Origin of the sequence: Pararhizobium sp. LjRoot238 (genome assembly GCF_964252955.1) — a bacterium.
In the GTDB taxonomy this organism is placed as follows: domain Bacteria; phylum Pseudomonadota; class Alphaproteobacteria; order Rhizobiales; family Rhizobiaceae; genus Pararhizobium.
On the sequence record NZ_CAXUPP020000001.1, the window covers coordinates 1,638,310 to 1,663,491 of the forward strand.

At 61.3% G+C, this 25,182-nt stretch carries 21 protein-coding genes; 14 read left to right on the forward strand and 7 right to left on the reverse strand.

From position 1 onward, the window contains the following. Window positions 1-363: 363 nt before the first annotated feature. Window positions 364-1,455, reverse strand: coding sequence for a TraB/GumN family protein (locus ACSQ3F_RS08105; RefSeq protein WP_436099753.1), 1,092 nt, complete (start codon window positions 1,453-1,455; stop codon window positions 364-366). A 100-nt stretch (window positions 1,456-1,555) separates the two neighbouring features. Continuing rightward, window positions 1,556-2,455, reverse strand: a complete 900-nt coding sequence (locus ACSQ3F_RS08110; protein ID WP_436102077.1) for a tyrosine recombinase XerC — start codon at window positions 2,453-2,455, stop codon at window positions 1,556-1,558. Between the two features lie 171 nt (window positions 2,456-2,626). On the opposite strand from ACSQ3F_RS08110, the gene ACSQ3F_RS08115 reads away from it, so the two are divergent. From ACSQ3F_RS08115 to ACSQ3F_RS08135, 5 genes are all read left to right on the forward strand, one after another. After that, the gene (locus tag ACSQ3F_RS08115; protein WP_436099754.1) at window positions 2,627-3,526 is read left to right on the forward strand and encodes a GNAT family N-acetyltransferase; all 900 of its coding nucleotides are present in this window, start codon (window positions 2,627-2,629) and stop codon (window positions 3,524-3,526) included. Window positions 3,527-3,864: 338 nt separating this feature from the next. Next, complete coding sequence (locus ACSQ3F_RS08120; RefSeq protein ID WP_436099755.1) at window positions 3,865-5,679, forward strand: methyl-accepting chemotaxis protein; 1,815 nt, start codon at window positions 3,865-3,867, stop codon at window positions 5,677-5,679. Between the two features lie 235 nt (window positions 5,680-5,914). Beyond that, a complete protein-coding gene (locus ACSQ3F_RS08125; protein WP_436099756.1) occupies window positions 5,915-6,862 on the forward strand; it encodes a transglutaminase family protein in 948 nt (315 codons plus the stop codon). Between the two features lie 27 nt (window positions 6,863-6,889). Further along, the gene (locus ACSQ3F_RS08130) at window positions 6,890-7,657 is read left to right on the forward strand and encodes an RHS repeat-associated core domain-containing protein (RefSeq protein WP_436099757.1); all 768 of its coding nucleotides are present in this window, start codon (window positions 6,890-6,892) and stop codon (window positions 7,655-7,657) included. Beyond that, the gene (locus tag ACSQ3F_RS08135) at window positions 7,644-8,216 is read left to right on the forward strand and encodes a suppressor of fused domain protein (RefSeq protein ID WP_436099758.1); all 573 of its coding nucleotides are present in this window, start codon (window positions 7,644-7,646) and stop codon (window positions 8,214-8,216) included. The genes ACSQ3F_RS08130 and ACSQ3F_RS08135 overlap by 14 nt, the downstream gene beginning before the upstream one ends. Before the next feature lie 148 nt (window positions 8,217-8,364). Here ACSQ3F_RS08135 and fsa read toward each other — a convergent pair whose 3' ends face one another. Then, window positions 8,365-9,018, reverse strand: a complete 654-nt coding sequence (gene fsa / locus ACSQ3F_RS08140; RefSeq protein ID WP_436099759.1) for a fructose-6-phosphate aldolase — start codon at window positions 9,016-9,018, stop codon at window positions 8,365-8,367. 82 nt (window positions 9,019-9,100) lie between these two features. Here fsa and ACSQ3F_RS08145 point away from each other — a divergent pair, with 82 nt between their 5' ends. The 8 genes from ACSQ3F_RS08145 to ACSQ3F_RS08180 all read left to right on the forward strand — a co-directional run bounded on the left by ACSQ3F_RS08145 (window position 9,101) and on the right by ACSQ3F_RS08180 (window position 18,999). Further along, complete coding sequence (locus ACSQ3F_RS08145; RefSeq protein WP_436099760.1) at window positions 9,101-11,305, forward strand: primosomal protein N'; 2,205 nt, start codon at window positions 9,101-9,103, stop codon at window positions 11,303-11,305. Between the two features lie 276 nt (window positions 11,306-11,581). Continuing rightward, on the forward strand, window positions 11,582-11,968 hold the full coding sequence (locus ACSQ3F_RS08150) for an AGROH133_08824 family phage infection protein (RefSeq protein WP_436099761.1): 387 nt from the start codon (window positions 11,582-11,584) through the stop codon (window positions 11,966-11,968). A 262-nt stretch (window positions 11,969-12,230) separates the two neighbouring features. After that, window positions 12,231-12,797, forward strand: a complete 567-nt coding sequence (locus tag ACSQ3F_RS08155; RefSeq protein ID WP_436099762.1) for a F0F1 ATP synthase subunit delta — start codon at window positions 12,231-12,233, stop codon at window positions 12,795-12,797. After that, the gene (gene atpA, locus ACSQ3F_RS08160) at window positions 12,797-14,326 is read left to right on the forward strand and encodes a F0F1 ATP synthase subunit alpha (protein ID WP_436099763.1); all 1,530 of its coding nucleotides are present in this window, start codon (window positions 12,797-12,799) and stop codon (window positions 14,324-14,326) included. Before ACSQ3F_RS08155 ends, atpA begins: the two co-directional genes overlap by 1 nt. A 27-nt stretch (window positions 14,327-14,353) precedes the next feature. Further along, a complete protein-coding gene (locus tag ACSQ3F_RS08165) occupies window positions 14,354-15,238 on the forward strand; it encodes a F0F1 ATP synthase subunit gamma (protein ID WP_436099764.1) in 885 nt (294 codons plus the stop codon). 24 nt (window positions 15,239-15,262) lie between these two features. Beyond that, complete coding sequence (atpD, locus tag ACSQ3F_RS08170; RefSeq protein ID WP_436099765.1) at window positions 15,263-16,783, forward strand: F0F1 ATP synthase subunit beta; 1,521 nt, start codon at window positions 15,263-15,265, stop codon at window positions 16,781-16,783. 131 nt (window positions 16,784-16,914) lie between these two features. Next, window positions 16,915-17,322, forward strand: coding sequence for a F0F1 ATP synthase subunit epsilon (locus ACSQ3F_RS08175; RefSeq protein ID WP_436099766.1), 408 nt, complete (start codon window positions 16,915-16,917; stop codon window positions 17,320-17,322). 249 nt (window positions 17,323-17,571) lie between these two features. Then, window positions 17,572-18,999, forward strand: a complete 1,428-nt coding sequence (locus ACSQ3F_RS08180; protein WP_436099767.1) for a mannose-1-phosphate guanylyltransferase/mannose-6-phosphate isomerase — start codon at window positions 17,572-17,574, stop codon at window positions 18,997-18,999. Between the two features lie 220 nt (window positions 19,000-19,219). Here the strand turns inward: ACSQ3F_RS08180 and ACSQ3F_RS08185 are convergent, their stop codons facing one another. Next, window positions 19,220-20,323, reverse strand: coding sequence for a saccharopine dehydrogenase C-terminal domain-containing protein (locus ACSQ3F_RS08185; protein ID WP_436099768.1), 1,104 nt, complete (start codon window positions 20,321-20,323; stop codon window positions 19,220-19,222). 124 nt (window positions 20,324-20,447) lie between these two features. On the opposite strand from ACSQ3F_RS08185, the gene ACSQ3F_RS08190 reads away from it, so the two are divergent. Then, entirely contained in the window at window positions 20,448-20,879 is a 432-nt protein-coding gene (locus ACSQ3F_RS08190; RefSeq protein WP_436099769.1) for an Lrp/AsnC family transcriptional regulator, read from the forward strand. Here ACSQ3F_RS08190 and ACSQ3F_RS08195 read toward each other — a convergent pair. From ACSQ3F_RS08195 to fdhF, 3 genes are all read right to left on the reverse strand, one after another. Then, entirely contained in the window at window positions 20,869-21,165 is a 297-nt protein-coding gene (locus tag ACSQ3F_RS08195; protein WP_436099770.1) for a formate dehydrogenase subunit delta, read from the reverse strand. The genes ACSQ3F_RS08190 and ACSQ3F_RS08195 overlap by 11 nt on opposite strands. After that, window positions 21,155-21,982 carry a formate dehydrogenase accessory sulfurtransferase FdhD gene (fdhD, locus tag ACSQ3F_RS08200; RefSeq protein WP_436099771.1) on the reverse strand — a complete coding sequence of 276 codons (828 nt, stop codon included), beginning with the start codon at window positions 21,980-21,982 and terminating at the stop codon, window positions 21,155-21,157. The genes ACSQ3F_RS08195 and fdhD overlap by 11 nt, the downstream gene beginning before the upstream one ends. Window positions 21,983-22,275: 293 nt before the next feature. Continuing rightward, complete coding sequence (gene fdhF / locus ACSQ3F_RS08205; protein WP_436099772.1) at window positions 22,276-25,170, reverse strand: formate dehydrogenase subunit alpha; 2,895 nt, start codon at window positions 25,168-25,170, stop codon at window positions 22,276-22,278. Window positions 25,171-25,182: the final 12 nt, after the last annotated feature.

Sequence of the window (25,182 nt, forward strand, 5' to 3'; positions counted from 1 at the left end):
TTCGATCAGGAGGCCGCGAACGTCAGGCGGACCGGAAGGAGAGCCCCCGGAAAATGGATCCCCTCCGTCCTTCTGGGGCGGGCGCATCTGTGGGATGCACATGTCGGGACAGGACACGTGACGTACCGGAACCGTGATGCTTAATGCCGGAACCGGAAGCCTGCGCCACGAAGTCGTCCCGAGGCAGAGGGTCCGAAGTCGGGGTCTGTAGGGAGGAAAGCTCCCGAGAACGCCAAACGGGGCGCTGGAAGGCGTCACATATGTTTATTCGTTAGAGACGGTTTCCAGTGCCCCGTCCGGATGAATGCATTTTCGAAAACCACGGCGGCAGCGCGCGGGGAGGTTTACGGCTGCGTGGAAGCGTCAGTTCCCGGAAGACATGCTGGAGACCGTAAAGCCGTCCTTGCGCAACAGTTCGATCACGCCTTCATTCCCCGGCAGGTGAAGCGCGCCGACGGCCATGAACACGCTTCCGCCGTCGAGGATCGGCTTGGCACGGCTTGCCATGGTCTTGTTGCGGTCGATGACGATGCGCTGCTCGAAATCCGCGTAGTCGGTGCTTTTGTCGGCCGACGTTTCTTCCGAAACGGCCTTCATCAGCGGCATGACCATGCCCGTATCGCCGGTGAGATAGAGTTCGGTCGTCGTCTCCATCACGTCGGCGACGGTGTCGCCGAGATCAAGCGTCTCGATCAGCGCATCCAGGTGAAACTGAACCGGCAGCGCATCCATGGCCTTCAACTGCTCCACCAGTGTTTCCAGACCCTTGAGCGCCTTGCCCTGTTTCAGCGCATCCTCTGCCAGCTTCTTGTCGAGAAAGGAGGCGCCGGCCGCCTTGCGGCTCATCTCGCAGGCGGGAAGGGCAACGAAGCTGGCGATCATCCAGGGCTTCATCTTCGCAACCAGCGTCAGAGGAATGCCGCGCTGCTTCAGGCCGGCCGCCAGTTTCTCCTGTTCGTCGGCTTTGAGAAAGTCCTTGATCGACTTGCCATCGGTGAACATCGTCAGTTCCGGCTGCATCATGAGAGCCGCGGCCGCCTTGCGGTCGTCAACGATCTCGTCGGATTCGACGATCACCGTCTGTGCCGTTTCATAGGCTGCGTCCGCTCCCTTCGGCATGGCGAGCACGCGCGGATCGGTGACATGCATGGTGCCGAGCAGGTAGGAGGGCGCGACCCCCGCCTTCTCGATTTTCCAGAAGATGCCCTTGCCGTTCGGCACGGCAGCGGCTTGCCTTTCAAGCGCCGCAAACCGCGCGGGGTCCGACGCCCGCATGTCGGCGATCAGGTTCTTGCCGCCGCAGGCATCGTCTGCCGCATGGGCCGGTGAGAGGGAGAGAAGCGTGACGATCAGGCTGAGAGCAAACAGCACATGCAGCGTTGCGATCAGGGCAAGGATAGTGTCGCCCAGTTTTCCCGCGATAGTGCGTGCCGGCTTTGCCAGATGCTGAAACATTGTCGATCCTGTTTGCGATAGGCTCATCGCACCGACCCTAACCGTGCAAGCCTCACGGCACGTTTAACAAAGCTGGTTAATGCTCCTACGAAGGCGAAATTCAGGCGCGCGGATGCGCCCGGTCGTAGATTTCCAGAAGCCGGGCGGAATCGACCCCGGTATAGACCTGGGTGGTCGAGAGGCTGGCATGGCCGAGCAATTCCTGGATGGTCCTCAAGTCGCCGCCGCCGGCCAGAAGATGCGTGGCGAAGGAGTGGCGCAGCGCATGCGGCGTCGCGGTATCCGGCAGGCCGAGCGCACCACGCAGCCTTTGCATCTCGCGCTGGATGATCGCCGCCTGCAGCTTGCCGCCCTTGGCACCGCGAAACAGCGGGCCGTCTTGCATGAGGCGATAGGGGCAGAGTTTTTCGTATGCCCGCACGGCATTGATCGCAGCCGCGATCAGCGGCACCACGCGGGTCTTGCCACCCTTGCCGTGAATGCGCAGCGCCGTCGGCGCGCCTGAAAAATCTGATGGTGTCAGGTCGAGCGCTTCGGAGATGCGCAATCCGCAGCCGTAAAGCAGGGTGAGCACGGCGGCGTTGCGCGTGGCGATCCAGGGCTCCTCGGCAAGCTGCGCCTCGCTGGTGACGACGATCAATGCGTCCTTGTCCGTCAGTGGTTTCGGCAGCGACTTCGGCTGTTTCGGCGACCGAACGGCAGCAGCTCCGGCTGCATTGGCAAGCCCTTTCTTTTCCAGATGCCGCAAGAAGGAGCGAAGCCCCGCAAGCCCCCGCCCGAGCGTTCTCGCCCCCGCACCGTCGCGGCGTCGCGCGGCGAGAAAGCCGCGCAGATCGGCCGGTCGCAGGGAACTGATGTCGCTCAGGCGTGCCGGGCCGGCCAGATGTCCTGTCAGAAAATGCAGGAACTGCCGCGTGTCGCGTTCATAGGCCTCGACGGTCTTGTCCGACAGGCGCCGCTCCTCGCTAAGCCCCGCCAGCCAGCGCTGGCGCTCCTCCATCAGTTCCGGATGGCCGATGATCAGCAGTTCGTTCAAAGGCGTACTCCGAGACATTTAACTGAGGCGACTCTGCTCGCAAGGCCCTTAGGTTTTTCCTAACGGCCCTTGGAAATTGTCATGTTGGGATCATATTCAACTGCAATAGCTGAGGGCGGACGAGGCGGGAAAAAGATGGCAAGACGCGATTCGGCAACCGGTTTCACGTATTTTGCGGAGGCGATCGCCCTGGTTTCGCAGGGCCAGCCGGGCCATATCGTCGATACGCTGATTGCCGAGCGCGGACGGCGCATCGTCAAGCATCCGCTCTGGCCCGTGATGCGGCCGTTTCTCTATACGGTCTTGAACTATCGCAAGGCCATCGAGTTTGCCGATGGCGTCGCCAACCTGCCGGGCTTTCACGCCTTCCAGTATCTGAGCGATATCCTCGCGCTCGATATCCGCGTTCGCAACGCAGAGCGTATTCCGAAAAAGGGCGGCTTCCTGCTGGTCAGCAACCATCCGACCGGGATTGCCGATGGCGTCGCCGTCTTCGATCTCCTCAAACAGCGCCGTCCCGACATGATGTTCTTCGCCAATCGCGATGCCATCCGGGTCAATCCGCGTCTCGTCGAAATGGTCATTCCGGTCGAATGGCGCGACGACTACAAGACGAAGCTGAAGGCGCGCGAAACGCTGCAGGTCACCAACCGGGCGATCTCGGAAGGCAAGGCGACAGTGCTTTTCCCCTCGGGCCGCATCGCCTACTGGGGGGACGGAAAGCTCAACGAGCGCCCGTGGAAGACTTCGGCCATTGGCTTTGCCCGCAAGTACAATCTGCCGATCCTGCCGGTCCATATGTCGGCGCGCAATTCCGGCCTGTTCTATTGGCTTGCGAAGTGGTCGACCGAACTGCGCGACATGACGGTGTTCCACGAACTCCTGAACAAGAAGGGCGACGTCTTCGATTTCACCATCGGCAGTCTCATTGAGCCGGATACGCTCGATGGCGATCCGGCCGAAGTGACGCGGGCGCTGGAGCGGCACACGGTGTTCGATCTGGCGCGGGAGGGCGATGCCCGCTTTGAGCTCTGATGCTTCGCCGGGATAGCACTCGCTTAAGCCTCAACGTGAAGATCGCGTCGCGTCTTCAAAGGCATGGAAACTATGCTGTCAAAAAAGCTGGCGTGGCTACAAGCGCCTGTAAGGACAGCATAAATTCCCCGTGATTAATAACAGCGTAACAATTATCATATAATTTAACGTTCATATGAGGACGTTGCCGTAGCTACCCCTTCCGAGGGCGGCTGGCCGCATGAAGCCTAACGGTCCCCGCCGGTGAAATCCGGAATCTTTTCAAGCTGATATTTCATTATTGTCCCGTCGCCGGGGCCGCTTTCGCGCGGCAGAAGCCTGTTTTATTGGAGGATTGTATGAAGCTCACCATTGCTCGCGGGCTGTTGATTTTCGGCGCCATCGTTATTGCCGGTCTAGTGCTGTCCATCGGCATCAAGACATATGCTTTCAACAAATTGCGCGTGAACGGACCGGTCTATACGCAAGTCATCTACGGCAAGGATCTCATTGCGGACATCCTGCCGCCGCCTTTGTACACGGTCGAGTCCTATATGCTGGCGATGGAGGCCGCTGCGAACCCTGAATTTGCCAAGGCGAATCTCGACAAGATCGCCGCATTGAAGAAAGCCTTCGATGATCGGCGCGTCTACTGGAAAGCCTCGACGGCCCCCGCCGCACTGATGGCGAAACTTGAAAACGACGTCGTGGCGCGGGGCGATCTCTATTGGGAGGTCATGGAGAAAAAATTCGTGGCCCCCCTCCAGGGCGGCGACGCAGCCACGGCCGGACAAGCGCTGGCGGAACTCAAGACGAGCTTCCATCACCACGAGACTGCGGTGAACGACCTCGTCGCCATGGCCGACGCATTTTTGAAAGAGCAGGAAGCGGGCGCTACTGCCGAAACCGCGGTGCTTTCTGCCGCCGCCCTGATCAGTTCGACCGCTTCCGTTTTCCTGCTGCTTGCCGGTCTCTGGTTCTTCCGCCGCCGTGCGGTACAGCCGCTGGCGGCGATGTCGTCCTACATGCAGACACTTGCCGCCGGCGATGACGGCCGGGACGTTCCCTATGCGGGCCGCTCGGACGAGATCGGCGCGGTCGCAAAATCCGTTGCCATCTTCCGCGAGGCGGCGATCGAGCGGCGCAATGCGCGCGAGCGCGCCGACGAGGAGCGCCGGCAACAGCACGAGCGTGACGCCGTTCTTAACCGTCAGAAGAATGCCGAGGAGGCAAGGCGCCTGCAGGTGATCGAGCAGCTGACGCGCGGGCTGGAGCGCCTGTCGAACGGCGATCTTTCGATCCGCATCGAACAGCCATTTGCCGCGGAATACGAAGAGCTGCGGACGGAGTTCAACGGTGGCGTCGAACGCCTGGCCGAGACGATTTCCACTGTTCTGCACACCTCCGCGCGGCTGAGGACCAATTCCTCCGAAATTGCCGGTGCAACCGACGATCTGGCGAAACGGACGGAGTTGCAGGCAGCCTCCCTCGAGCAAACCGCGTCGGCCTTTGACGAAATCACCGTCACGGTTCGCAATTCCTCGGAGCGTGCGCGTGAAGCAAGCACGGTGATGGCCGCGGCAAAGGACGGCGCCGAGAAATCGGCCCTCGTCGTGCGGGACGCGGTTGCCGCCATGGAGCGGATCGCCGGCTCGTCGACGCAGATTCGCCAGATCATCACCGTCATCGACGAGATAGCCTTCCAGACCAACCTGCTTGCACTGAACGCCGGTGTCGAGGCCGCGCGGGCCGGCGATGCGGGCAAGGGCTTTGCGGTCGTCGCCCAGGAAGTGCGCGAACTGGCCGGCCGTTCGGCAAACGCAGCAAGGGAGATCACGACGCTCATCGAGTCCTCGGCCCGCGAGGTCGCCGGCGGTGTGCAACTCGTCAACCAGACCGGTGCCGCGCTGACCGGCATCGAAGGACACGTGCTGCAAGTAACTGGCCTCATCGGCGCCATCGTTACCGCCGCCGGAGAGCAAACGGCCGCACTTTCCGACATCAACGCCGCCTTGCACCGGATGGATCAGATGACCCAACAGAATGCGGCGATGGTCGAACAGACCAACGCCGCGTGCCGCGAACTCAGCGACGAAGTGCAGGACCTGAACCGCGTTGCCGGACGCTTCCAGGTTTCCGCATTAGCCGGGATGCATGCACGGCGGGCGGCTTAACGCTCCCGCCTGCAGCCGAAATCACTGGCGGCTGTCCAAACAGGAAGCCCCGCTATCATCCCGCGGGGCTTCCTTCATGATAGACTCGTAGTCGGTAGCGGCGACTTCGGTCGAAACCGGGCCATCGGCACGGTGAACAAAAATAATGCGGGTTCGAAGCACGCGGGACGGTGCCGATCATTGACTGCAGCCTGCGGAATACAATACTCACGGTTGTGTTGCTGCGGGACGAATCATGAAACTCCTTTGCTTTGTCATTTTGGCGTTCTGCCTGCCGGTTGCTCCGGTTTTTGCCCAGTCCGCGAAGGCCGGTTCCACGGAACTGGCGCCTGCGGTGGAAGCGCTTTTCGCCCCGGGCCGCGATCTGCTCGACGTCAAGCTCACCGTCGATTCGATGGTCGATCCGTCCGCCAATGCGCAGGCGGTGGAAGCCGAAATCGCGCGTATGGCGGATGCCATAAGGATCATGGCGGGAGAGACGGCGCGAAGTGCCGAAAAACTCACGGCCCTGAAACGCTATCTCTACGAAGGCGGCGACTGGAACGGCAAAAAGCCGTTTCAATACGACCTCGATGATCCGCTCGGCGAGAAGCCGGCACATCGCTTGCTGCAACGCTATCTGACGACCCGGCGCGGCAATTGCATCACCATGCCGATCCTGTTCCTGGCGCTCGGTCAGCGCCTTGGGCTGACCATGACGCTCGCCGAGGCGCCGCTGCATGTGTTCGTCAAATATACCGATGATGACGGCGCAGTCTGGAATCTGGAGGCGACCAGCGGCGGCGGCTTCACCCGCGACGTCTGGTACAGGCAGAAATTGCCGATGTCCGATAAGGCGGTGGAAAACGGCATCTATCTGCGGCCGCTGTCGCACGATGAAGCCGCCGCATTGATGGCCTCGTTCCTGGTGGAGCATCAGATCGAAGCGGGTGCGTTCGAAGAGGCCATCGCCACCGCGGATGTCCTTCTCCGCCATTATCCGAACTTCGCCTACGGGCTGGTGAAGAAGGGCAGCGCCTATAGCGGCCTGTTGCGGCGGGAACTGGCGGGCAAATATACGCGGATGGAAGACATTCCGCCCGACCTGAAGGCGAAGGCCGATCGGTGGTACGCGGAGAATATCGAGGCTTTCGCCAAGGCGGAAGCATTGGGGTGGCGGCCGCAGGACGGCCAGACGCAATGAAAATCTGATGCGAGTGGGGACTTGTTCATGAAATGCTTTTCCGGCGGGTTTCTGACCCGCATTCTCAGCCTGCTGTTGATCTGCAGCATGCTGTCCGCCTCATTCGGCTCGGCGGCCAATGCCCGGTTTATTTCGCCGGACACTTGGGATCCGACGATGGAGGGGGTCGGTACCAACCGGTATGCGTATGCGGGGAATGATCCGGTCAATAAGAGTGATCCGAATGGGCATATTGCCGAGACGGTCGGAGGGTTTTGGGGCGGGATAGCTGAGACAATCCACGGATGGCTTACAGCTGCAGCCGCTTCCGCTGGGGCAACTTCTGCCGGACTTGCGGTTGGTGCTGTTGGGGCCGTGGCAGTTCTGACGATGCCAACGAACCAGATGGCTCCTGACTCAATGTGCCCTGGTGGATGCAATTCTTCCAACATGGCAAAGAACAGGGATGAGAATTTTTCTGCTTCCGGAGAAAAAAACGACGAAGCTGCGGATGAGACAAAGAAGGAAGAAAAAGATGTCACCAAACGTCCGGGCCGCGTCCGAAAAGGGACTGAGAAGGCGAACTGGGACAACGCGGCCGATGGGGAGGCTGGGGGTAAGGTATGTCCGGATTGTGGCGACGAAGTTAATTCTCTTCCGGGCACAAAAAACAAAGATTGGGACAATGATCACATCCCTCCATGGCGTAGCCGTGATCTAACCGGCAGGGATCGAAAAGGTGTCCTTGACGAGTATAATGACGGCACACGACTACGCTGCGTAGGTTGCAATAGGTCTGACAATGGAAGATTCTAAGAAAAACTCTTTGCCTGCACACCTCGAACGATTTCTCGGGGAAATTTCGCAAGGCTGGGCTGACCCAAACCCGCATACGATCCAAGTGGCGTGTTTTGACAATCAACCTCAGCAGGGAATTACGACCTACGTGACGCTTGGCTTGAGCGATATGGCGCTACCGATGAAGGGAGGCCGTACAATCAGGCAGGAACTTGTCACATCCGCACATACGTCGTTAACGCGAGAGGAGGTCGCAGGATATCTTCTTTATTGTGCAGAGAAAGTTCAGCAACGAGGGTATGCGCTGCTGCGCGGAGAGACCGTTAACATGCGCTATCCGTTGATAGAAGGCGCAACGGTAACTGCGCTTTATGCCACCAATCCAACTCCTTTCGAAGATGGTTTTGCCGAGTTTTCCGGCGCATTTCCTTCGGTGATCTTTGTCTTAATGATTCCAATTACGGGAAATGAGCTTTCGCTTATTGCCGACCGTGGTTGGAACCGCTTCGAGGACATGCTGGAATTTCAGAATCCGGATATCTGGGATTTGAAACGCACTCAAGAAATTGCACTTTAGCCAGTGATCGGCATGGTTACCCCATCTTGGGGCGCCAACATGGCGACCAGACTTCAAGGGGCCGGTTGGGTTGACGCCAAGTGATTACAACAAAAAGCCCCGCGATCGTCTCGCGAGGCTTCCACTTCTTCGTTCCATGCCCAAAAAATCAGGCGATCTTCTGGCCGGTCTTGGCCCAGTCGGCGAGGAAGGTTTCGAGGCCCTTGTCGGTCAGCGGGTGCTTGACGAGGGCCTTCAGCGTTGCCGGCGGCGCGGTGATAACGTCGGCGCCGATCAGGGCTGCTTCCTTGACGTGGTTGACGGTGCGGATCGAGGCGGCGAGGATTTCGGTCTCGTAGCCGTAATTGTCGAAGATCTGGCGGATTTCGCGGATCAGGTCCATGCCGTCGAAGGCGATGTCGTCGAGGCGGCCGACGAAGGGCGACACGAATGTCGCGCCGGCCTTGGCGGCGAGCAGGGCCTGGTTGGCCGAGAAGCACAGCGTCACGTTGGTCTGGTGACCGTCGGAGGAGAGGTTCTTGCAGGCCTTGAGGCCGTCGAGCGTCAGCGGCACCTTGATGCAGATGTTGTCGGCGATCTTCGAAATGACTGCCGCTTCCTTCATGATCGATTCGTAGTCGGTAGCCGCGACCTCGGCCGAAACCGGGCCTTCGACAATGCCGCAGATTTCCTTCGTCACTTCGAGGATGTTACGGCCGGACTTCAGGATCAGCGACGGATTGGTCGTCACGCCGTCGACGAGTCCGAGGTCGTTCAACTCCCGGATTTCATTCACATCGGCTGTATCGACAAAAAATTTCATGGGATTCTCCCTTGGGATACACGGGCTGCTTTGTTGTTTCGGGGGTTTTCTTTAACCCAATCCGCAGGCAAGGTCACGGCCGATGACCGAAGATTCGACCGATTTGTTTGACGGCCAGTTTGTCCGCAGGGTCGTGCCCGTTCTGGTGCCGATGCCTGCCCCGAAGGCATACTCCTATGCCGTGCCCGAAGGAGTGGCCGTCGAACCGGGATCGATCGTGCAGGTGCCGCTCGGCCCCCGCCAGGTGATGGGCGTGGTCTGGGACGGCACGGATGACGGCGGCGTCGATCCGAAGAAACTCAAAGCCATCACGCATGTCTTCGATTGCCCGCCGCTGGCGAAAGACATGCGCACTTTCCTCGACTGGGTCGCCGCTTATACCGTCTCGCCACCCGGCCTCGTCGCCCGCATGGCGCTGCGCGCCCCCGCCGCCTTCGATCCAGAGCCGATGGTCGAGGGGCTGCGGCTGACCGATACGCGGCCCGAGCGCATGACATCGGCGCGCGAGCGGGTGATCGCTGCCGCCGACAACGGGTTTGCCTGGACGCGGTCGGGCTTGGCGCATGCTGCCGGCACGTCTTCGAGCGTCATCGACGGGCTCGTGGCGCAGGGCGTCTTCGAAACTGTCTTCATGGCGCCGCCGCCGGTGGTGGCAGCGCCCGATCCGGACTATGTCGAGCATCGCCTTGAAGGACCGCAGAAACAGGCGGCGCAGGACCTCTTGGAGAGTGTCGAGACCGGTGGCTTCTCCGTCTCGCTGATCGACGGCATCACCGGCTCCGGCAAGACCGAGGTCTATTTCGAGGCGATCGCCGCGACGCTGAAGGCCGGCAAGCAGGTGCTGATCCTCCTGCCGGAAATCGCGCTGACGGCAAGCTTCCTCGAACGGTTCCAGGATCGCTTCGGCTCGAAACCGGCCGAATGGCATTCCGACCTCGCCCCGCGAACGCGCGAGAAGGTCTGGCGGCAGGTGACGGAGGGCGGCGTGCGCGTCGTCGCCGGAGCCCGCTCCGCGCTTTTCCTGCCGTTCGAGAATCTCGGCCTGATCGTCGTCGATGAGGAACATGATCCCGCCTACAAGCAGGAAGACCGCGTCTTCTATAATGCGCGCGACATGGCGGTCGTGCGTGCCCGCATCGGCGATTTTCCGATCGTGCTGGTCTCGGCGACGCCGTCGGTCGAAAGCCGGGTGAACGGCGATCTCGGCCGCTACAGGCCGATCCACCTGCCGACGCGTTTTGGTGATGCGGCTCTGCCTGATCTCGGCGTCATTGATATGCGCCGGCATCCGCCGGAGCGCGGTGGCTTCCTCTCTCCTGTGCTCCTGAGCCAGATCGGCAAGGCCGTCGGGCGCGGCGAGCAGGCGCTGCTGTTCCTCAATCGCCGCGGTTATGCGCCGCTGACGCTGTGCCGCGTCTGCGGCCATCGTTTCCAGTGCCCGGATTGTTCGAGCTGGCTGGTCGAGCACCGTTTTCGCGGTCAGATCCAGTGCCATCACTGCGGCTATTCGGAAAGGACGCCGGAAGCCTGCCCCGAATGCGGCACCTTCGATCATCTGGTTGCCTGCGGTCCCGGCGTCGAGCGCATCGCCGAAGAGGTCGACCGGCATTTTCCCGATGCCCGCACCATCGTGCTGTCCTCCGACCTGATGGGCGTCAAGCGGCTGCGGCTGGAACTGGACGCCATTGCCCGCGGCGAGGCGGATATCGTCGTCGGCACGCAGCTTGTCGCCAAGGGGCATAATTTTCCGATGATGACCTTCGTCGGCATCGTCGATGCCGATATCGGGCTTGCCAATGGCGATCCGCGGGCGGCTGAGCGAACGTTTCAGCTCTTGAGCCAGGTCACGGGCCGGGCAGGGCGCACGGGCCTGAAGTCACTGGGTCTGCTGCAGACCTACCAGCCGCAGCATCCGGTCATGCAGGCGATCGTCTCCGGCGATTCGGAGGCCTTCTACGAGCGCGAGATCAACGAGCGCGAGAAGGCGCTGCTGCCGCCATTCGGGCGGCTCGCCTCCGTCATCGTCTCGGCGGATACCCGCGCTGATGCGGAATGCCATGCGCGGGGTCTGCGGCAGGCTGCACCCCGCGTCAGCGGCATCAGTATTCTCGGGCCCGCCGAAGCGCCGCTCGCCCTGATCCGTGGCCGTCACCGCTTCCGGCTTCTGGTCCACGGCCGCCGCAACAGCGACATGCAGGCGTTTGTGAAGACGATGATGGCGGCAGGGCCAAAGGCGCGCGGCTCGGTCAGCGTTCAGCTCGATATCGACCCGCAGAGTTTTTTGTGAGGTGGTGTGTGCAACACACCTTCCGTCATCCTCGCCCTTGTGGCGGGGATCCAGCGCGCTCACGTCCGTGAGCGGAAGACTCTTTCACGCGACGGACGTCGCGTGGCTGGATTCCTGTGACAAGCACAGGAATGACGGGGGAGTGACTACGCGGGATCACGTTGACATCTCACCGATCGTTCGGAACTCGAGCCGGCATCGAAATTCAGTTCGCCCGATTCCCTTTCATACGCACTTGCGTTAGATCAGAAAACCAGGCTGAAGCGAGGGCGCAACATGGAGTTCTATATTCCGACGGAAACGGGAGAATTCCTGGCGTTCTGCGCGGCCGTGGTCACCGCTTTGATCGGGCTTCTGTTTCTCTTTGCCCCGGGTATCGCCTTTCGTGCCGTGGGTATTGATCTGCGTGAAGGCCGGCGGGGCGGTTATGCCGAGGCGCGCTCGACCATGGGCGGCTTTCATCTCGGGCTTGGTATCGCCGCCCTGCTTCTCGCCCAGCCGATGGTCTATTTGGCGCTCGGCGCCGCCTTCGTGCTCGCTGCCTTCGGCCGCATCCTGTCGATGCTGTCGGATAGCGGCAATACAGTTGTGAACTGGTTGTTCCTGATGGTTCAGATCGTGCTTGCGGCCTTACCCCTGGCCTATGTCTTCGGCCTCATCTGAGGGCGTTTTGGGGCGGGCACACGCAGGCCTCGTCAACTCATACCCTATTTTTGGCGAAATTCGGCCAAAAGGATGCAGACTTATCGCGCATTCGTGCGGTTCGCGTGTTGCGAGTCCAGATATCCTATGCTAGACGAACCGCGACTTGTGGGGGAAGCAGGCCGCCCGGCCTGTGTAGCTCAAAAAATATCGCAACAAATTCAAGGTGTTGGGTTTACGGTTCTCCGCAGACATCGCCCTTGGATTAAAATCAGAGAAGCTTGTGCCCGTGGCAGACACATCCCAGCTTATATCCGGTGTTGCAGAAAGGTACGCGTCTTCGCTTTTCGATCTCGCGCTGGAAGCGGGATCGGTGGAGAGCGTTGGGTCTGATCTGGATACGTTCCAGCGCATGATCGATGACAGTGCCGATCTGAAGCGCCTCATTGTCAGCCCGGTCTTTTCCGCCGACGACCAGTTCAAGGCCATTTCCGCGATCGTCGCGAAGGCCGGCATCACGGGTCTGGTCGGCAACTTCCTGAAAGTCGTTGCGCGCAATCGCCGCCTGTTCGCGGTGCCCGGCATCGTCAAGTCGTATCGCGAAACCGCCGCCCGTCATCGGGGCGAGGTTGCAGCTGAAGTGACTTCGGCCCATGCGCTGGACGCAGCGCAGCAAACTGAATTGAAGGCGGCGCTCAAGGGCGTCACCGGCAAAGACGTGGCGGTCAACGTCACCGTCGATCCGTCTATTCTCGGTGGTTTGATCGTCAAGGTCGGGTCCCGCCAGATTGACACTTCCCTTCGCACAAAGCTCTCGAGCCTTAAGCTTGCACTGAAAGAGGTCGGCTGATGGATATCCGCGCCGCGGAAATTTCCGCAATTCTGAAAGATCAAATCAAAAACTTCGGCCAGGAGGCAGAAGTCTCCGAAGTCGGTCAGGTGCTTTCCGTCGGTGACGGTATTGCCCGCGTCTACGGTCTGGACAACGTCCAGGCCGGCGAGATGGTTGAATTCCCGGGCGGAATTCGCGGCATGGCGCTGAACCTTGAAGCCGACAACGTCGGTGTGGTTATTTTCGGCGCCGACCGCGGCATCAAGGAAGGCGACACCGTCAAGCGGACCGGCGCCATCGTGGACGTTCCGGTTGGTCCGGAACTGCTCGGCCGCGTCGTTGACGCGCTCGGCAACCCGATCGACGGCAAGGGTCCGATCAATGCCAAGCAGCGCTCGCGCGTTGACGTCAAGGCTCCGGGCATCATCCCGCGCAAGTCGGTTCATGAGCCGATGTCGACCGGCCTCAAGGCCATCGACGCTCTGATCCCGGTTGGCCGCGGCCAGCGCGAGCTCGTCATCGGCGACCGCCAGACCGGCAAGACCGCCATCATTCTCGACACGATCCTCAACCAGAAGGCCATCCACGACAATGGCCCGGATGCTGAAAAGCTGTATTGCGTCTATGTCGCTATCGGCCAGAAGCGTTCGACGGTTGCCCAGTTCGTCAAGGTGCTCGAAGAGCGCGGTGCGCTGAAGTATTCGATCATCGTCGCTGCGACGGCTTCCGATCCGGCTCCGATGCAGTACCTCGCACCGTTCGCCGGTTGCGCCATGGGCGAATACTTCCGTGACAACGGCATGCACGCCTTGATCGGCTATGACGACCTGTCCAAGCAGGCTGTGTCCTACCGCCAGATGTCGCTCCTGCTGCGCCGCCCGCCGGGCCGCGAAGCCTATCCGGGCGACGTTTTCTACCTGCACTCCCGCCTTCTCGAGCGCGCTGCAAAGCTGTCGGACGAAAAGGGCGCTGGTTCGCTGACGGCTCTGCCGGTCATCGAAACCCAGGGTAACGACGTTTCGGCGTTCATCCCGACCAACGTGATCTCGATCACCGACGGCCAGATCTTCCTTGAAACCGATCTGTTCTACCAGGGTATCCGCCCGGCCGTGAACGTCGGTCTGTCGGTTTCCCGCGTCGGTTCGGCCGCTCAGGTCAAGGCGATGAAGCAGGTTGCCGGCTCGATCAAGGGCGAACTCGCCCAGTATCGCGAAATGGCAGCCTTCGCCCAGTTCGGTTCCGACCTCGACGCTGCGACGCAGCGCCTCCTGAACCGCGGTGCACGCCTGACCGAACTCCTGAAGCAGCCGCAGTTCTCGCCGCTGAAGACGGAAGAGCAGGTCGCGGTCATCTTCGCTGGCGTGAACGGTTACCTCGACAAGATCGCCGTCAACAAGGTTGGCGCGTTCGAGCAGGGTCTGCTGTCGTACATGCGTTCCGAAGGCAAGGACATTCTTGAAGCTATCCGCAAGGACAAGGCAATCAGCGACGACGTGAAGGGCAAGCTCAAGGGCGCGCTCGACACCTTCGCGAAATCCTTCGCCTGATCGGGTTCCATTTAGGACGGATAACGGATGCCTTCACTTAAGGATCTGAAAAACAGGATCGCCTCCGTCAAGGCGACGCAGAAGATCACCAAGGCGATGAAAATGGTCGCCGCGGCGAAGCTTCGGCGTGCCCAGGAGGCGGCCGAGGCCGCCCGGCCTTATTCGCAGCGGATGAGCGCGGTTCTCTCGAACATCGCTCAGGCTGTGGGCTCGGACGACAGCGCGCCGCGGCTGATGACCGGCAACGGCCGCGACCAGACGCACCTGCTCGTGGTCTGCACGGCGGAACGCGGTCTTTGCGGCGGCTTCAATTCGCAGATCGCCCGCTTCGCGCGTGACCACGTGCGCAAGCTGCTTGCCGGTGGCAAGACGGTGAAGATCATCTGCGTCGGCAAGAAGGGCTTCGATATCCTGCGTCGCGAATTCGCCTCGCTGATCATCGACCGCGTCGACCTGCGCGAAGTCAAGAAGATCGGCTTCGAGAATGCCGACCAGATCGGCAAGAAGATCATCGGCCTGTTCGAAATGGACGAGTTCGATGTCTGCACGCTGTTCTATTCGGAGTTCAAGTCGGTTATCAGCCAGGTTCCCTCTGCGCTCCAGCTGATCCCCGCTGCCGTTCCGGCAGAGGCGGCTTCGACCGAGGCAGGTGCGGCTGCGATCTACGAATACGAGCCCGACGCGGGCGAGATCCTCAGCGATCTCATTCCGCGCAACATTTCGGTGCAGGTTTTCCGGGCTCTGCTCGAAAATGTTGCCGGTGAAATGGGTGCCAAGATGAGCGCGATGGACAACGCCACGCGCAATGCCGGTGAAATGATCAACAAGCTGACGCTCTCCTACAACCGTCAGCGCCAGGCTCAGATCACCAAGGAACTCATTGAAATCATTTCGGGCGCGGAAGCGCTCTAAGGTTACGGAAAGAGGGTAAGGATTATGGCTAAGGCAGCTACCCCCACAGATACAGCAGCGGCTAAGAAGCCCGCCGCTCCGAAGAAGGCAGCAGCCGTCAAGGCTCCGGCCGTTGTTGCTGCAACCGGCGCCGTCGGTCGCGTGACGCAGGTCATCGGCGCCGTTGTCGACGTGACTTTCGAAGAAGGTAAGCTGCCGCAGATCCTGAACGCGCTGGAAACCGACAACCACGGCAACCGCCTCGTTCTCGAAGTTGCCCAGCACCTCGGCGAAAATGCGGTCCGCACGATCGCCATGGACTCGACCGAAGGTCTGGTTCGCGGTCAGCCGGTGACCGATACGGGTTCCCCGATCACCGTTCCGGTTGGTCTCGAAACCCTCGGCCGCATCATGAACGTCATCGGCGAGCCGGTTGACGAAGCCGGCCCGCTGGTCACCTCCGGCAAGCGCGCCATCCACCAGGAAGCGCCGAGCTACGTCGAGCAGTCGACCGAAGCGCAGATCCTCGTTACCGGCATCAAGGTCGTCGACCTTCTGGCTCCCTACGCCAAGGGCGGCAAGATCGGCCTGTTCGGCGGCGCCGGTGTCGGCAAGACCGTTCTCATCATGGAATTGATCAACAACGTCGCCAAGGCGCACGGTGGTTACTCGGTGTTTGCAGGCGTGGGTGAGCGTACCCGCGAAGGCAACGACCTCTACCACGAAATGATCGAATCCGGCGTGAACAAGCATGGCGGCGGCGAAGGCTCCAAGGCTGCGCTGGTGTACGGCCAGATGAACGAACCGCCGGGCGCCCGCGCTCGCGTTGCTCTGACGGGCCTGACGATCGCCGAGCAGTTCCGCGACGAAGGTCAGGACGTTCTGTTCTTCGTGGACAACATCTTCCGCTTCACCCAGGCAGGTTCCGAAGTGTCGGCTCTTCTCGGCCGTATTCCTTCGGCCGTGGGCTATCAGCCGACGCTCGCCACCGACATGGGTCAGATGCAGGAACGCATCACCACGACGACCAAGGGCTCGATCACCTCGGTTCAGGCCATCTACGTTCCGGCCGACGACTTGACCGACCCGGCGCCGGCAACCTCGTTCGCCCATCTGGACGCAACGACCGTTCTGTCGCGCTCGATCGCCGAAAAGGGTATCTACCCGGCCGTTGACCCGCTCGACTCGACCTCGCGCATGCTCGACCCGATGGTTGTCGGCGAAGAGCACTACGAAGTGTCGCGCAAGGTGCAGACGACCCTGCAGCGCTACAAGTCGCTCCAGGACATCATCGCCATCCTCGGCATGGACGAACTGTCGGAAGAAGACAAGCTGGCCGTTGCCCGCGCCCGCAAGATCGAGCGCTTCCTGTCGCAGCCGTTCTTCGTCGCCGAAGTCTTCACCGGTTCGCCGGGCAAGCTGGTTGCTCTCGAAGACACGATCAAGGGCTTCAAGGGCCTCGTCAACGGCGACTACGATCACCTTCCGGAAGCCGCCTTCTACATGGTCGGCTCCATCGAGGAAGCGATCGAAAAGGCCAAGAAGCTGGCTGCAGAAGCCGCTTGATGAATTTCGAACGGGGCGCCCGAATGGCGCGCCCCGTTCGTCAATCGCTGCGGCTGGCAAGATCCGGCTGCGCCGAACGGAATTCTCTGCCGGCGGGTTTGAGCCGGTAGCTCCAAAAGAAGCGAATGATCATGGCTGATTTCAATTTCGAACTCGTCTCTCCGGAACGCCTTCTGCTGTCCGAGCGCGTCAGCGAAGTCGTCATTCCGGCAACGGAAGGCGAGATGACCGTCATGGCCAATCATGCGCCGACGATGACGACGATCAAGCCGGGTGTTGTGACCGTCAAGGCCGCCGACGGCAAAGTGAGCCGTTACCTCGTGTTCGGCGGTTTCGCCGACATCCTGCCGACGGGCTGCACGCTGCTCGCCGAATCCGCCGCGCCGGTCGAGGATCTTGATCGCAACCTCATCGAAAGACGGATCGAGGCGGCAAAGGCCGACCTCGAGAACGGTGGACTTAGCGACGAGCGCAGGACTCAGGAGGAGCACTTCCTCGCCGAGCTCACACGCTTGAATGGCATTCTCGTTGCCTTCTGATTGCTTCCAGTGACTTTCCAACCCCGCTCCGGCGGGGTTTTTTAATGCCCGCCATTTCGATTTTCACCATACGTGCTACAAAGCCGGTGTTCTTTTCGGGCCGGTCGCCACTGTGTTAACACTTTGATTTCATAAATTCTCACATCTGCGAAATGAATTTACATACCTTCGTTTTCCGTTAGGCTGCGCGCGTCGCAGGCATTTTTGATATATCGGGCGGATGGCCCGACAAGAGACAAGAGGATGCGCATGTCGTCGAAGATCGTGCCGGTCATCATGGCTGGCGGCAAGGGAACGCGGCTGTGGCCGCTGTCGCGCTCGGCGGCGCCCAAGCAGTTTCTCCAGTTTCTCGGCGATCATTCGCTGTTCCAGAAAACCTTGCAGCGCGTCGCAGACCCGGAGTGGTACACGCCGGCCGTCATCGTCACCAATTCCGAGTTCCGCTTCATCGTGGCCGAGCAGGCTCGCGCGCTCGAAGCGCCGCTGTCGAGCATCCTCCTGGAACCGATTGCCCGCAACACGGCGCCTGCGCTTGCCGCCGCCGCCTTCGTCGTCCTGCGTGAATATGGCGATGAGGCGATCATGCAGGTTCTGGCTTCGGATCACGAGATCGATACGGGCGAGCACTACTTCGATTGCATCCGCATTGCCCGCGAGACCGCGAAGGCCGGAAAGCTGGTAACCTTCGGCATTGAGCCGACCGAAGCCGCGACCGGTTATGGTTACATCGAGACAGGCGAGGCGCTGGAGACCGGTGCGAAGACTGTCGCCCGCTTCGTCGAGAAGCCGAACCGCGAGCGTGCGGAGGAGTTGCTTGCGAGCGGCCGGTATCTCTGGAACTCCGGCATGTTCATGCTGCCCGTCGGCCAGTTCTTGGGCGAAATCCTGCGTTTCGCACCGGCCGTGCACGATGCGGCTCAGCGGGCGATACAAGAGACGAAGCACGATCTCGACTTCGACCGCCTTGACGAAGCTGCTTTCTCGCAGGCACCGGATATTTCGGTAGACTACGCGGTGTTTGAAAACACACCCGATGCGGCGGTCGTTCCATCGTCCTTCAGCTGGTCCGACCTTGGCAGCTGGGACTCCGTCTGGGCCATCGGCGAAAAGGACGAGCAGGGCAACGTCGTTGGCGAAAATGCTTCGGTGAGCAACACCCGCAACTCTCTCGTCCTGTCGCGAGATATTCATCTCGCCGTTCACGGACTGGAGGATGTCGCCGTTATCGCCAGCGAAGACGCTGTGTATGTTGGACACCTCAAGGACAGCCAGGACGTTGGCAAAATTGTCAAGAAACTTGCCCTGTCAGCTAAGACGCGTTCGCTGACGGAAACGCACCCGACCTCCTACCGCCCCTGGGGTGACGTCTCTTCGGTGCTGAGCGGCGAACGGTTCGAAGTGAAACGGCTGCATGTCAGGCCCGGACGCAAGATTTCTCTGCAGAAGCATCATCATCGTTCGGAGCACTGGATCGTCGTGCGCGGCACGGCGGAAATCACCATCAATGGCGAGACCCGCCTGCTGCACGAAAACGAGTCGGTCTATATCCCGCAGGGCGTCGTGCACCGGCTGACCAATCCCGGCAAGATCCCGCTGGAACTGATCGAGGTCCAGACCGGCTCCTATCTCCAGGATGACGACACCGTTCGTCTCGACGACGAATTTGGCCGGACATAGGGTTTTGACACCCCTTGCATGTTCAAACAATGGATGCCGTTTGAACATGTAAGCATCTGTGTTGCTTGTCTCCCTTCTCCCCGTTTACGGGGAGAAGGTGGCCGAAGGCCGGGTGAGGGGCAGCTCGCCGCATATACGCGGACAAGCTCACGCGAAAACGCCCGAGATCTTTCAATCCCGGGCGCTGCGGTCCATGGTCTTGTTAATGCCACCCCGCAGGTCAGCTTGCCATTTTGTCCGCGTAGGCTTTCTGCTCGTAGTGATGGCCGAAACGGCTCTTGAGGAAGGCGTCGAGCCCGATTTCTTCCTGACGGATAAAGCCCTTCGACGGCAGTTCGCCCTTCGCCAGCATGTCGAGCACGGCGCAGATGCTGCAGGCCGTGGTGATCTGGATGGCGCTCATCATGCGGCCGGCAACGACGGCGCTGTAGACCTTGTTGGCATAGGTTTCCTGAACCAGGCGGCCGTCCTTGCGACCGGCGACGGTCACGAAGATGATGACGACATCCTGCATGGTCGAGGGCAGCGCGTTCTCGAAGATATCCTTCAGCACTTCGCGGCGATGGCGCAGGCCGAGATCGTTGAGCAGCGCCTTCATGATCGCGGCATGGCCGGGATAGCGGATGGTGCGGTAGTTCAGCGTGCGAACCTTGCCCTTGAGGCTTTCGCAAAGCGTGCCGAGGCCGCCTGAAGTATTGAAGGCTTCATAGGTGACGCCGTCGAGCGAAAACTCTTCACGTTCTTCGAGAGCTGGAACTTCGATGAGCTGGCCCTCGACGATCGCTTCGCAGGGCTCGATATACTCGTTGATGACGCCGTCCGTGCTCCAGGTCAGGTTGTAGTTGAGCGCATTGGACGGATACTGCGGCAGGGCGCCGACGCGCATGCGCACGCTGTCGAGCGTGTCGAAATGGTTGGCGAGGTCATTGGCGACGATCGAGATGAAGCCCGGCGCCAGGCCGCACTGCGGAATGAAAGCGGTATTCGCCGTTTCGGCGATGGCCTTCACCCGGCGGGTTGATTCGACGTCTTCGGTGAGATCGAGATAATGGACGCCGGCCTTGGAGGCGGCTTCTGCGATCGCGATCGTCAGATGGAACGGCGCGGCGCTTAGGACCGCGAACTTGCCGGTGAGCAGGCCCACCAGTGCATCGCTGTCGGCGATGTCGATCTCGGCGGTGGCGATCGCGTCATGCGTTTCGATCATGGCGAGCTGTTCGGCGCTGCGATCGGCGAGCGTGACGTGATAATCGCCGGAATGGGCGAGAAGCCGGGCGATGGTCGAGCCGATCTTACCGGCTCCGATGACGACGATGTTTTTCATAGTGGGTCCCCCGAAACTTGAATCTGTCTGACGCAAGTATCGGCGTTCTGGCAGTTGATATGAAGCTCTGATATGATAGAAACGCCGCTCAATAATCGGCAGTTTGCCGTCAAGGATGATCAGAATGACGTTAGCAGACAAAGACCGGCAGCTTCTGGCAATTCTCAGCGAAAACGCCCGCATGCCAACCGCCCTTCTCGCCCGCAAGCTCGGCCTGTCGCGCACCACGGTGCAGGCGAAGATCGAGCGGCTGGAGCGCGACGGCGTGATCGCCGGTTATGGCGTGCGGCTTTCGGATGATTTCGAGAAAGGGCTCGTCAAGGCGCATGTGCTGATCACGCTGGCGCCCAAGGCGCTGGCTCGGGTGACGCAGGAACTGTACGCCATCGAGGACGTGCGGACATTACATTCCGTCAGCGGCAGTTTCGATCTGATCGCCATCGTCGCCGCATCCTCGATCAGCGAACTCGATCTCGTCATCGACCGGATTGGCGAGATCGACGGCGTCGAGAAGACCCTGTCGTCGATCATCCTGTCGACGCGAATCAATCGCTGAAGCCAGCCTCCAGCATGGCCGGATCGATGGCCTCGGGCGGTTCGGAAGGTTGTGACGGACTGCCGGGACGTTTGATGAGGTCGGCGGCTGCGATCACGATCGGGTCGAAACCTGCATCGCCTTGTTCGACAAGCTCGAAGAACGCCGTGCGCATCCGCGGCTCCCAGAACTTGTTGATGTGCGTCGCCACGCCGTGGGTGCGCTCGTCTTCCGGCTGCGACTTGAAAAAGGTGGCGATCTGGTTTGCCATTCGCACGAGTTTGGCATTGGTGTGATCAAGCGACATCGGCGATGGCTCCGGACTGGATACGGTCTGAATGGGTGAAAATCTCGAAGTCGGCGCCGCGCACCAGCGCAATCAGCGTCATGCCGGCTTCCTCCGCCGTGCGGATGGCAAGCGCCGTCGGGGCGGAAATGGCGATAATGACGGGGCTGCCGATGATCGCCGTCTTCTGCACCATCTCGACCGAAACGCGGCTGGTGACGACGACGGCGCCGCTTGCGCCGGAATAACCGGCCCGCGCCGCGGCCCCCACCAGCTTGTCCAGCGCATTGTGCCGGCCGACGTCTTCGCGCACGGCGATCAGCCCCTTGCCGGGCACGTAGAAGCCGGCGCCGTGCACGGCCCGCGTCTCGAAATGCAGCGGCTGCTGGCCGTTCAGAAGCGCCACCGCCTCGACGATCTGCTGTTCCGACAGCCGCAGCGGCGAAGCGGACACTGACGGTGTCTTGCGCACCGCCTGTTCGATCGATTCGATGCCGCAGAGCCCGCAGCCGACCGGCCCGGCCATATGACGTCGGCGGGCGGTGAGCGCGTCGTTTTGCTCGTCCTTGAGGATGATCTGCAGATCGATGCCCTTCTCGTCGGGAACGGCTTCGATCGATTCGATCTCGGAGGGATCGGTGATGATCCCTTCCGTCAGGCTGAAGCCGATAGCGAAATCCTCGAAATCGCCCGGCGTCGCCATCATCACCGCATGGGTGGAGCCGCCATAGGAAAAGGCGATCGGGGTTTCTTCGGGAACGACGCGAGAACCGGTGCCAAGTTTGCCGTTGCGGCGGGCGGTCTCGGGGACTTTCCGGGTGAGTTTGAATTTGGTCATGTAGCAACGGAGTGCGGGGCACCCCCCTCTGTCACTGCGTGACATCTCCCCCTCAAGGGGGGAGATTGGAGCATGCGGATTGCTCGGTTTAACCCTCCCCCTTGTGGGGAGGGTCGGAGCGAAGCGGAGGGGAGGGGTTCTCTTTCGCTGAAAAGAAAGTCCCCTCCCCAACCCCTCCCCACAGGGGGGAGGGGCTTGATCGAGGCACGCCCCAGCCAATCTCCCCCCTTGAGGGGGAGATGTCCCGAAGGGACAGAGGGGGGTATGCGCGGCAAATTCAGCATTGCGATGACCTACTCCGCAGCCTCCATCTTGCCCGCGATGCGGCGGGACTGGCGGGCCTGCTCGTCGTAATCGACCTGCCATTGCGATGGACCGTTCGACGGTGAGACCTGCACGGCTGTCACCTTATATTCCGGACAGTTGGTTGCCCAGTCGGAGAAGTCGGTGGTGATGACGTTCGCCTGCGTCGTCGGATGGTGGAAGGTGGTGTAGACGACGCCGGGGGCGACGCGTTCGGTGATCAGCGCTCTCAGCGTCGTGTCGCCGGAACGGCTCATCAGCTTCACCCAGTCGCCATCGCGCACGCCGCGCATCTCGGCATCGTTCGGGTGGATTTCCAGCCGGTCCTCCTCGTGCCACACGACATTGTCCGTGCGCCGCGTCTGGGCGCCGACATTGTATTGGGACAGGATTCGGCCGGTGGTGAGGAGCAGCGGGAAGCGCGGGCCGGTCTTTTCGTCGGTCGCAACATATTCCGTGCGGATGAACTTGCCCTTGCCGCGCACGAAACCGTTGACATGCATGATCGGCGAGCCGAGCGGCGCCTTCTCGTTGCAGGGCCACTGCACCGAGCCCATCTTTTCGAGGTAGTCGTAGGACACCATGGCGAAGCTCGGCGTCGTCGCGGCGATCTCGTCCATGATCTGCGACGGATGGCCGTAATTCCAGTTCAGGCCCATCGCCTGCGCCAGCTTCTGCGTCACTTCCCAATCGGCATAACCGTTGCGCGGCGTCATCACCTTGCGCACCCGGTTGATGCGGCGCTCGGCATTGGTGAAGGTGCCGTCCTTTTCGAGGAAGGTCGAACCGGGCAGGAAGACATGGGCGTAGTTGGCCGTCTCGTTGAGGAACAGGTCCTGCACGACGACGCATTCCATCGCGGCGAGACCGGCCGAGACGTGCTTGGTGTCCGGGTCTGACTGCAGGATGTCCTCGCCCTGGATGTAGATGCCCTTGAACGAGCCATCGACGGCGGCGTCCAGCATGTTGGGGATGCGCAGGCCCGGCTCGTTGGAGATCGTCACGCCCCAGAGTTTTTCGAAGATGTCGCGGGTCGCGTCGTCCGACACGTGGCGATAACCCGGCAGTTCGTGCGGGAAGGAGCCCATGTCGCAGGAGCCCTGGACGTTGTTCTGGCCGCGCAGCGGGTTCACCCCGACACCAGGACGGCCGATATTGCCGGTCGCCATGGCGAGATTGGCGATCGCCATGACCGTGGTCGAACCCTGGCTGTGCTCGGTAACGCCGAGGCCGTAATAGATCGAGCCGTTGCCGCCGGTGGCAAACAGGCGGGCGGCGCCGCGGATTTCCTCGGCCGGGACGCCGGAGAGCTTTTCCACGGCTTCGGGGCTGTGATGCGGTTCGGCGACGAAGGCTGCCCAGTCCTCGAATTCCGACCAGTCGCAGCGCTCGCGGATGAATTTCTCGTCATAGAGGCCTTCAGTGACGATGACGTGTGCCAGCGAGGTGACAACGGCGACGTTGGTGCCGGGGCGCAGCGGCAGGTGATGCGACGCCTTGACGTGCGGCGAGGAGACCATGTCGATGCGGCGCGGATCGATGACGATCAGCTTTGCGCCCTCCTTACCTGCAGAACCGCGCAGCCGCTTCTTCAGCCGCGAGGCAAAGACCGGATGGCCGTCGGTCGGATTGGCGCCGATGATCATGACGACATCGGTGTGTTCGACCGAATCGAAGTTCTGCGTACCGGCCGACGTGCCGAATGTGGCGCCGAGGCCGTAGCCGGTCGGCGAATGGCAGACGCGGGCGCAGGTGTCGACATTGTTGTTGCCGAAACCGGCGCGGACCAGCTTCTGGACCAGATAGGTCTCTTCATTGGTGCAGCGCGAGGAGGTGATGCCGCCAACCGAATCGCGGCCGTGCTGGTACTGGATGCGCCGGAATTCGGCGGCCGTGTGGGCAAGCGCCTCTTCCCAGGTGACTTCGCGCCAGGGATCGCTGATCTTCTCGCGGATCATCGGGTTGAGGATGCGTTCCTTGTGGGTCGAATAGCCATAGGCGAAGCGGCCCTTGACGCAGGAATGGCCGCGATTGGCCTGGCCGTCCTTCCACGGCACCATGCGCACCAGCTCTTCGCCGCGCATTTCCGCCTTGAACGAGCAGCCGACGCCGCAATAGGCGCAGGTGGTGACGACCGAATGCTCCGGCTGGCCGATATCGATCACCGATTTTTCGGTGAGCGTCGCCGTCGGACAGGCCTGCACGCAGGCGCCACAGGAGACGCATTCCGACTCCAGGAAATTCTCATGCATGCCGGCGGAAACGCGGCTGTCGAATCCGCGTCCTTCGATCGTCAGCGCAAACGTGCCCTGAACCTCTTCGCAGGCCCGCACGCAGCGCGAGCAGACGATGCATTTCGCCGGATCGAAGGTGAAATAGGGGTTGGATTCGTCCTTCGGCGCCCAGTTGACGTTGATGCCGCCATTGTCGCGCGCCTTGACGTGGTTTGCGCCGTCATAGCCGTAACGCACATCGCGCAGGCCGACCGCGCCGGCCATGTCCTGCAACTCGCAATCGCCATTGGCGGCGCAGGTCAGGCAGTCGAGCGGGTGGTCGGAAATATAGAGTTCCATGACGCCGCGGCGGACATCCTTGAGCCGCGGGGTCTGGGTGGAAACATTCATTCCGGGCGCCACCGGCGTCGTGCAGGAGGCTGGCATCCCGGCCCGGCCTTCGATTTCCACCAGACAGAGCCGGCAGGAGCCGAAGGAGTCCATCATGTCGGTGGCGCAGAGCTTCGGCACTTCGATGCCGGCCTCCATCGAGGCGCGCATGATCGAAGTGCCTTCCGGAACAGTGATCTCGTTGCCGTCGATCGTGAGCGTCACCATCTTTTCCGAACGGGAGGCGGGGGTGCCGAAGTCGATTTCAGAAATGAGGGGCATGGGCGGCCTCCG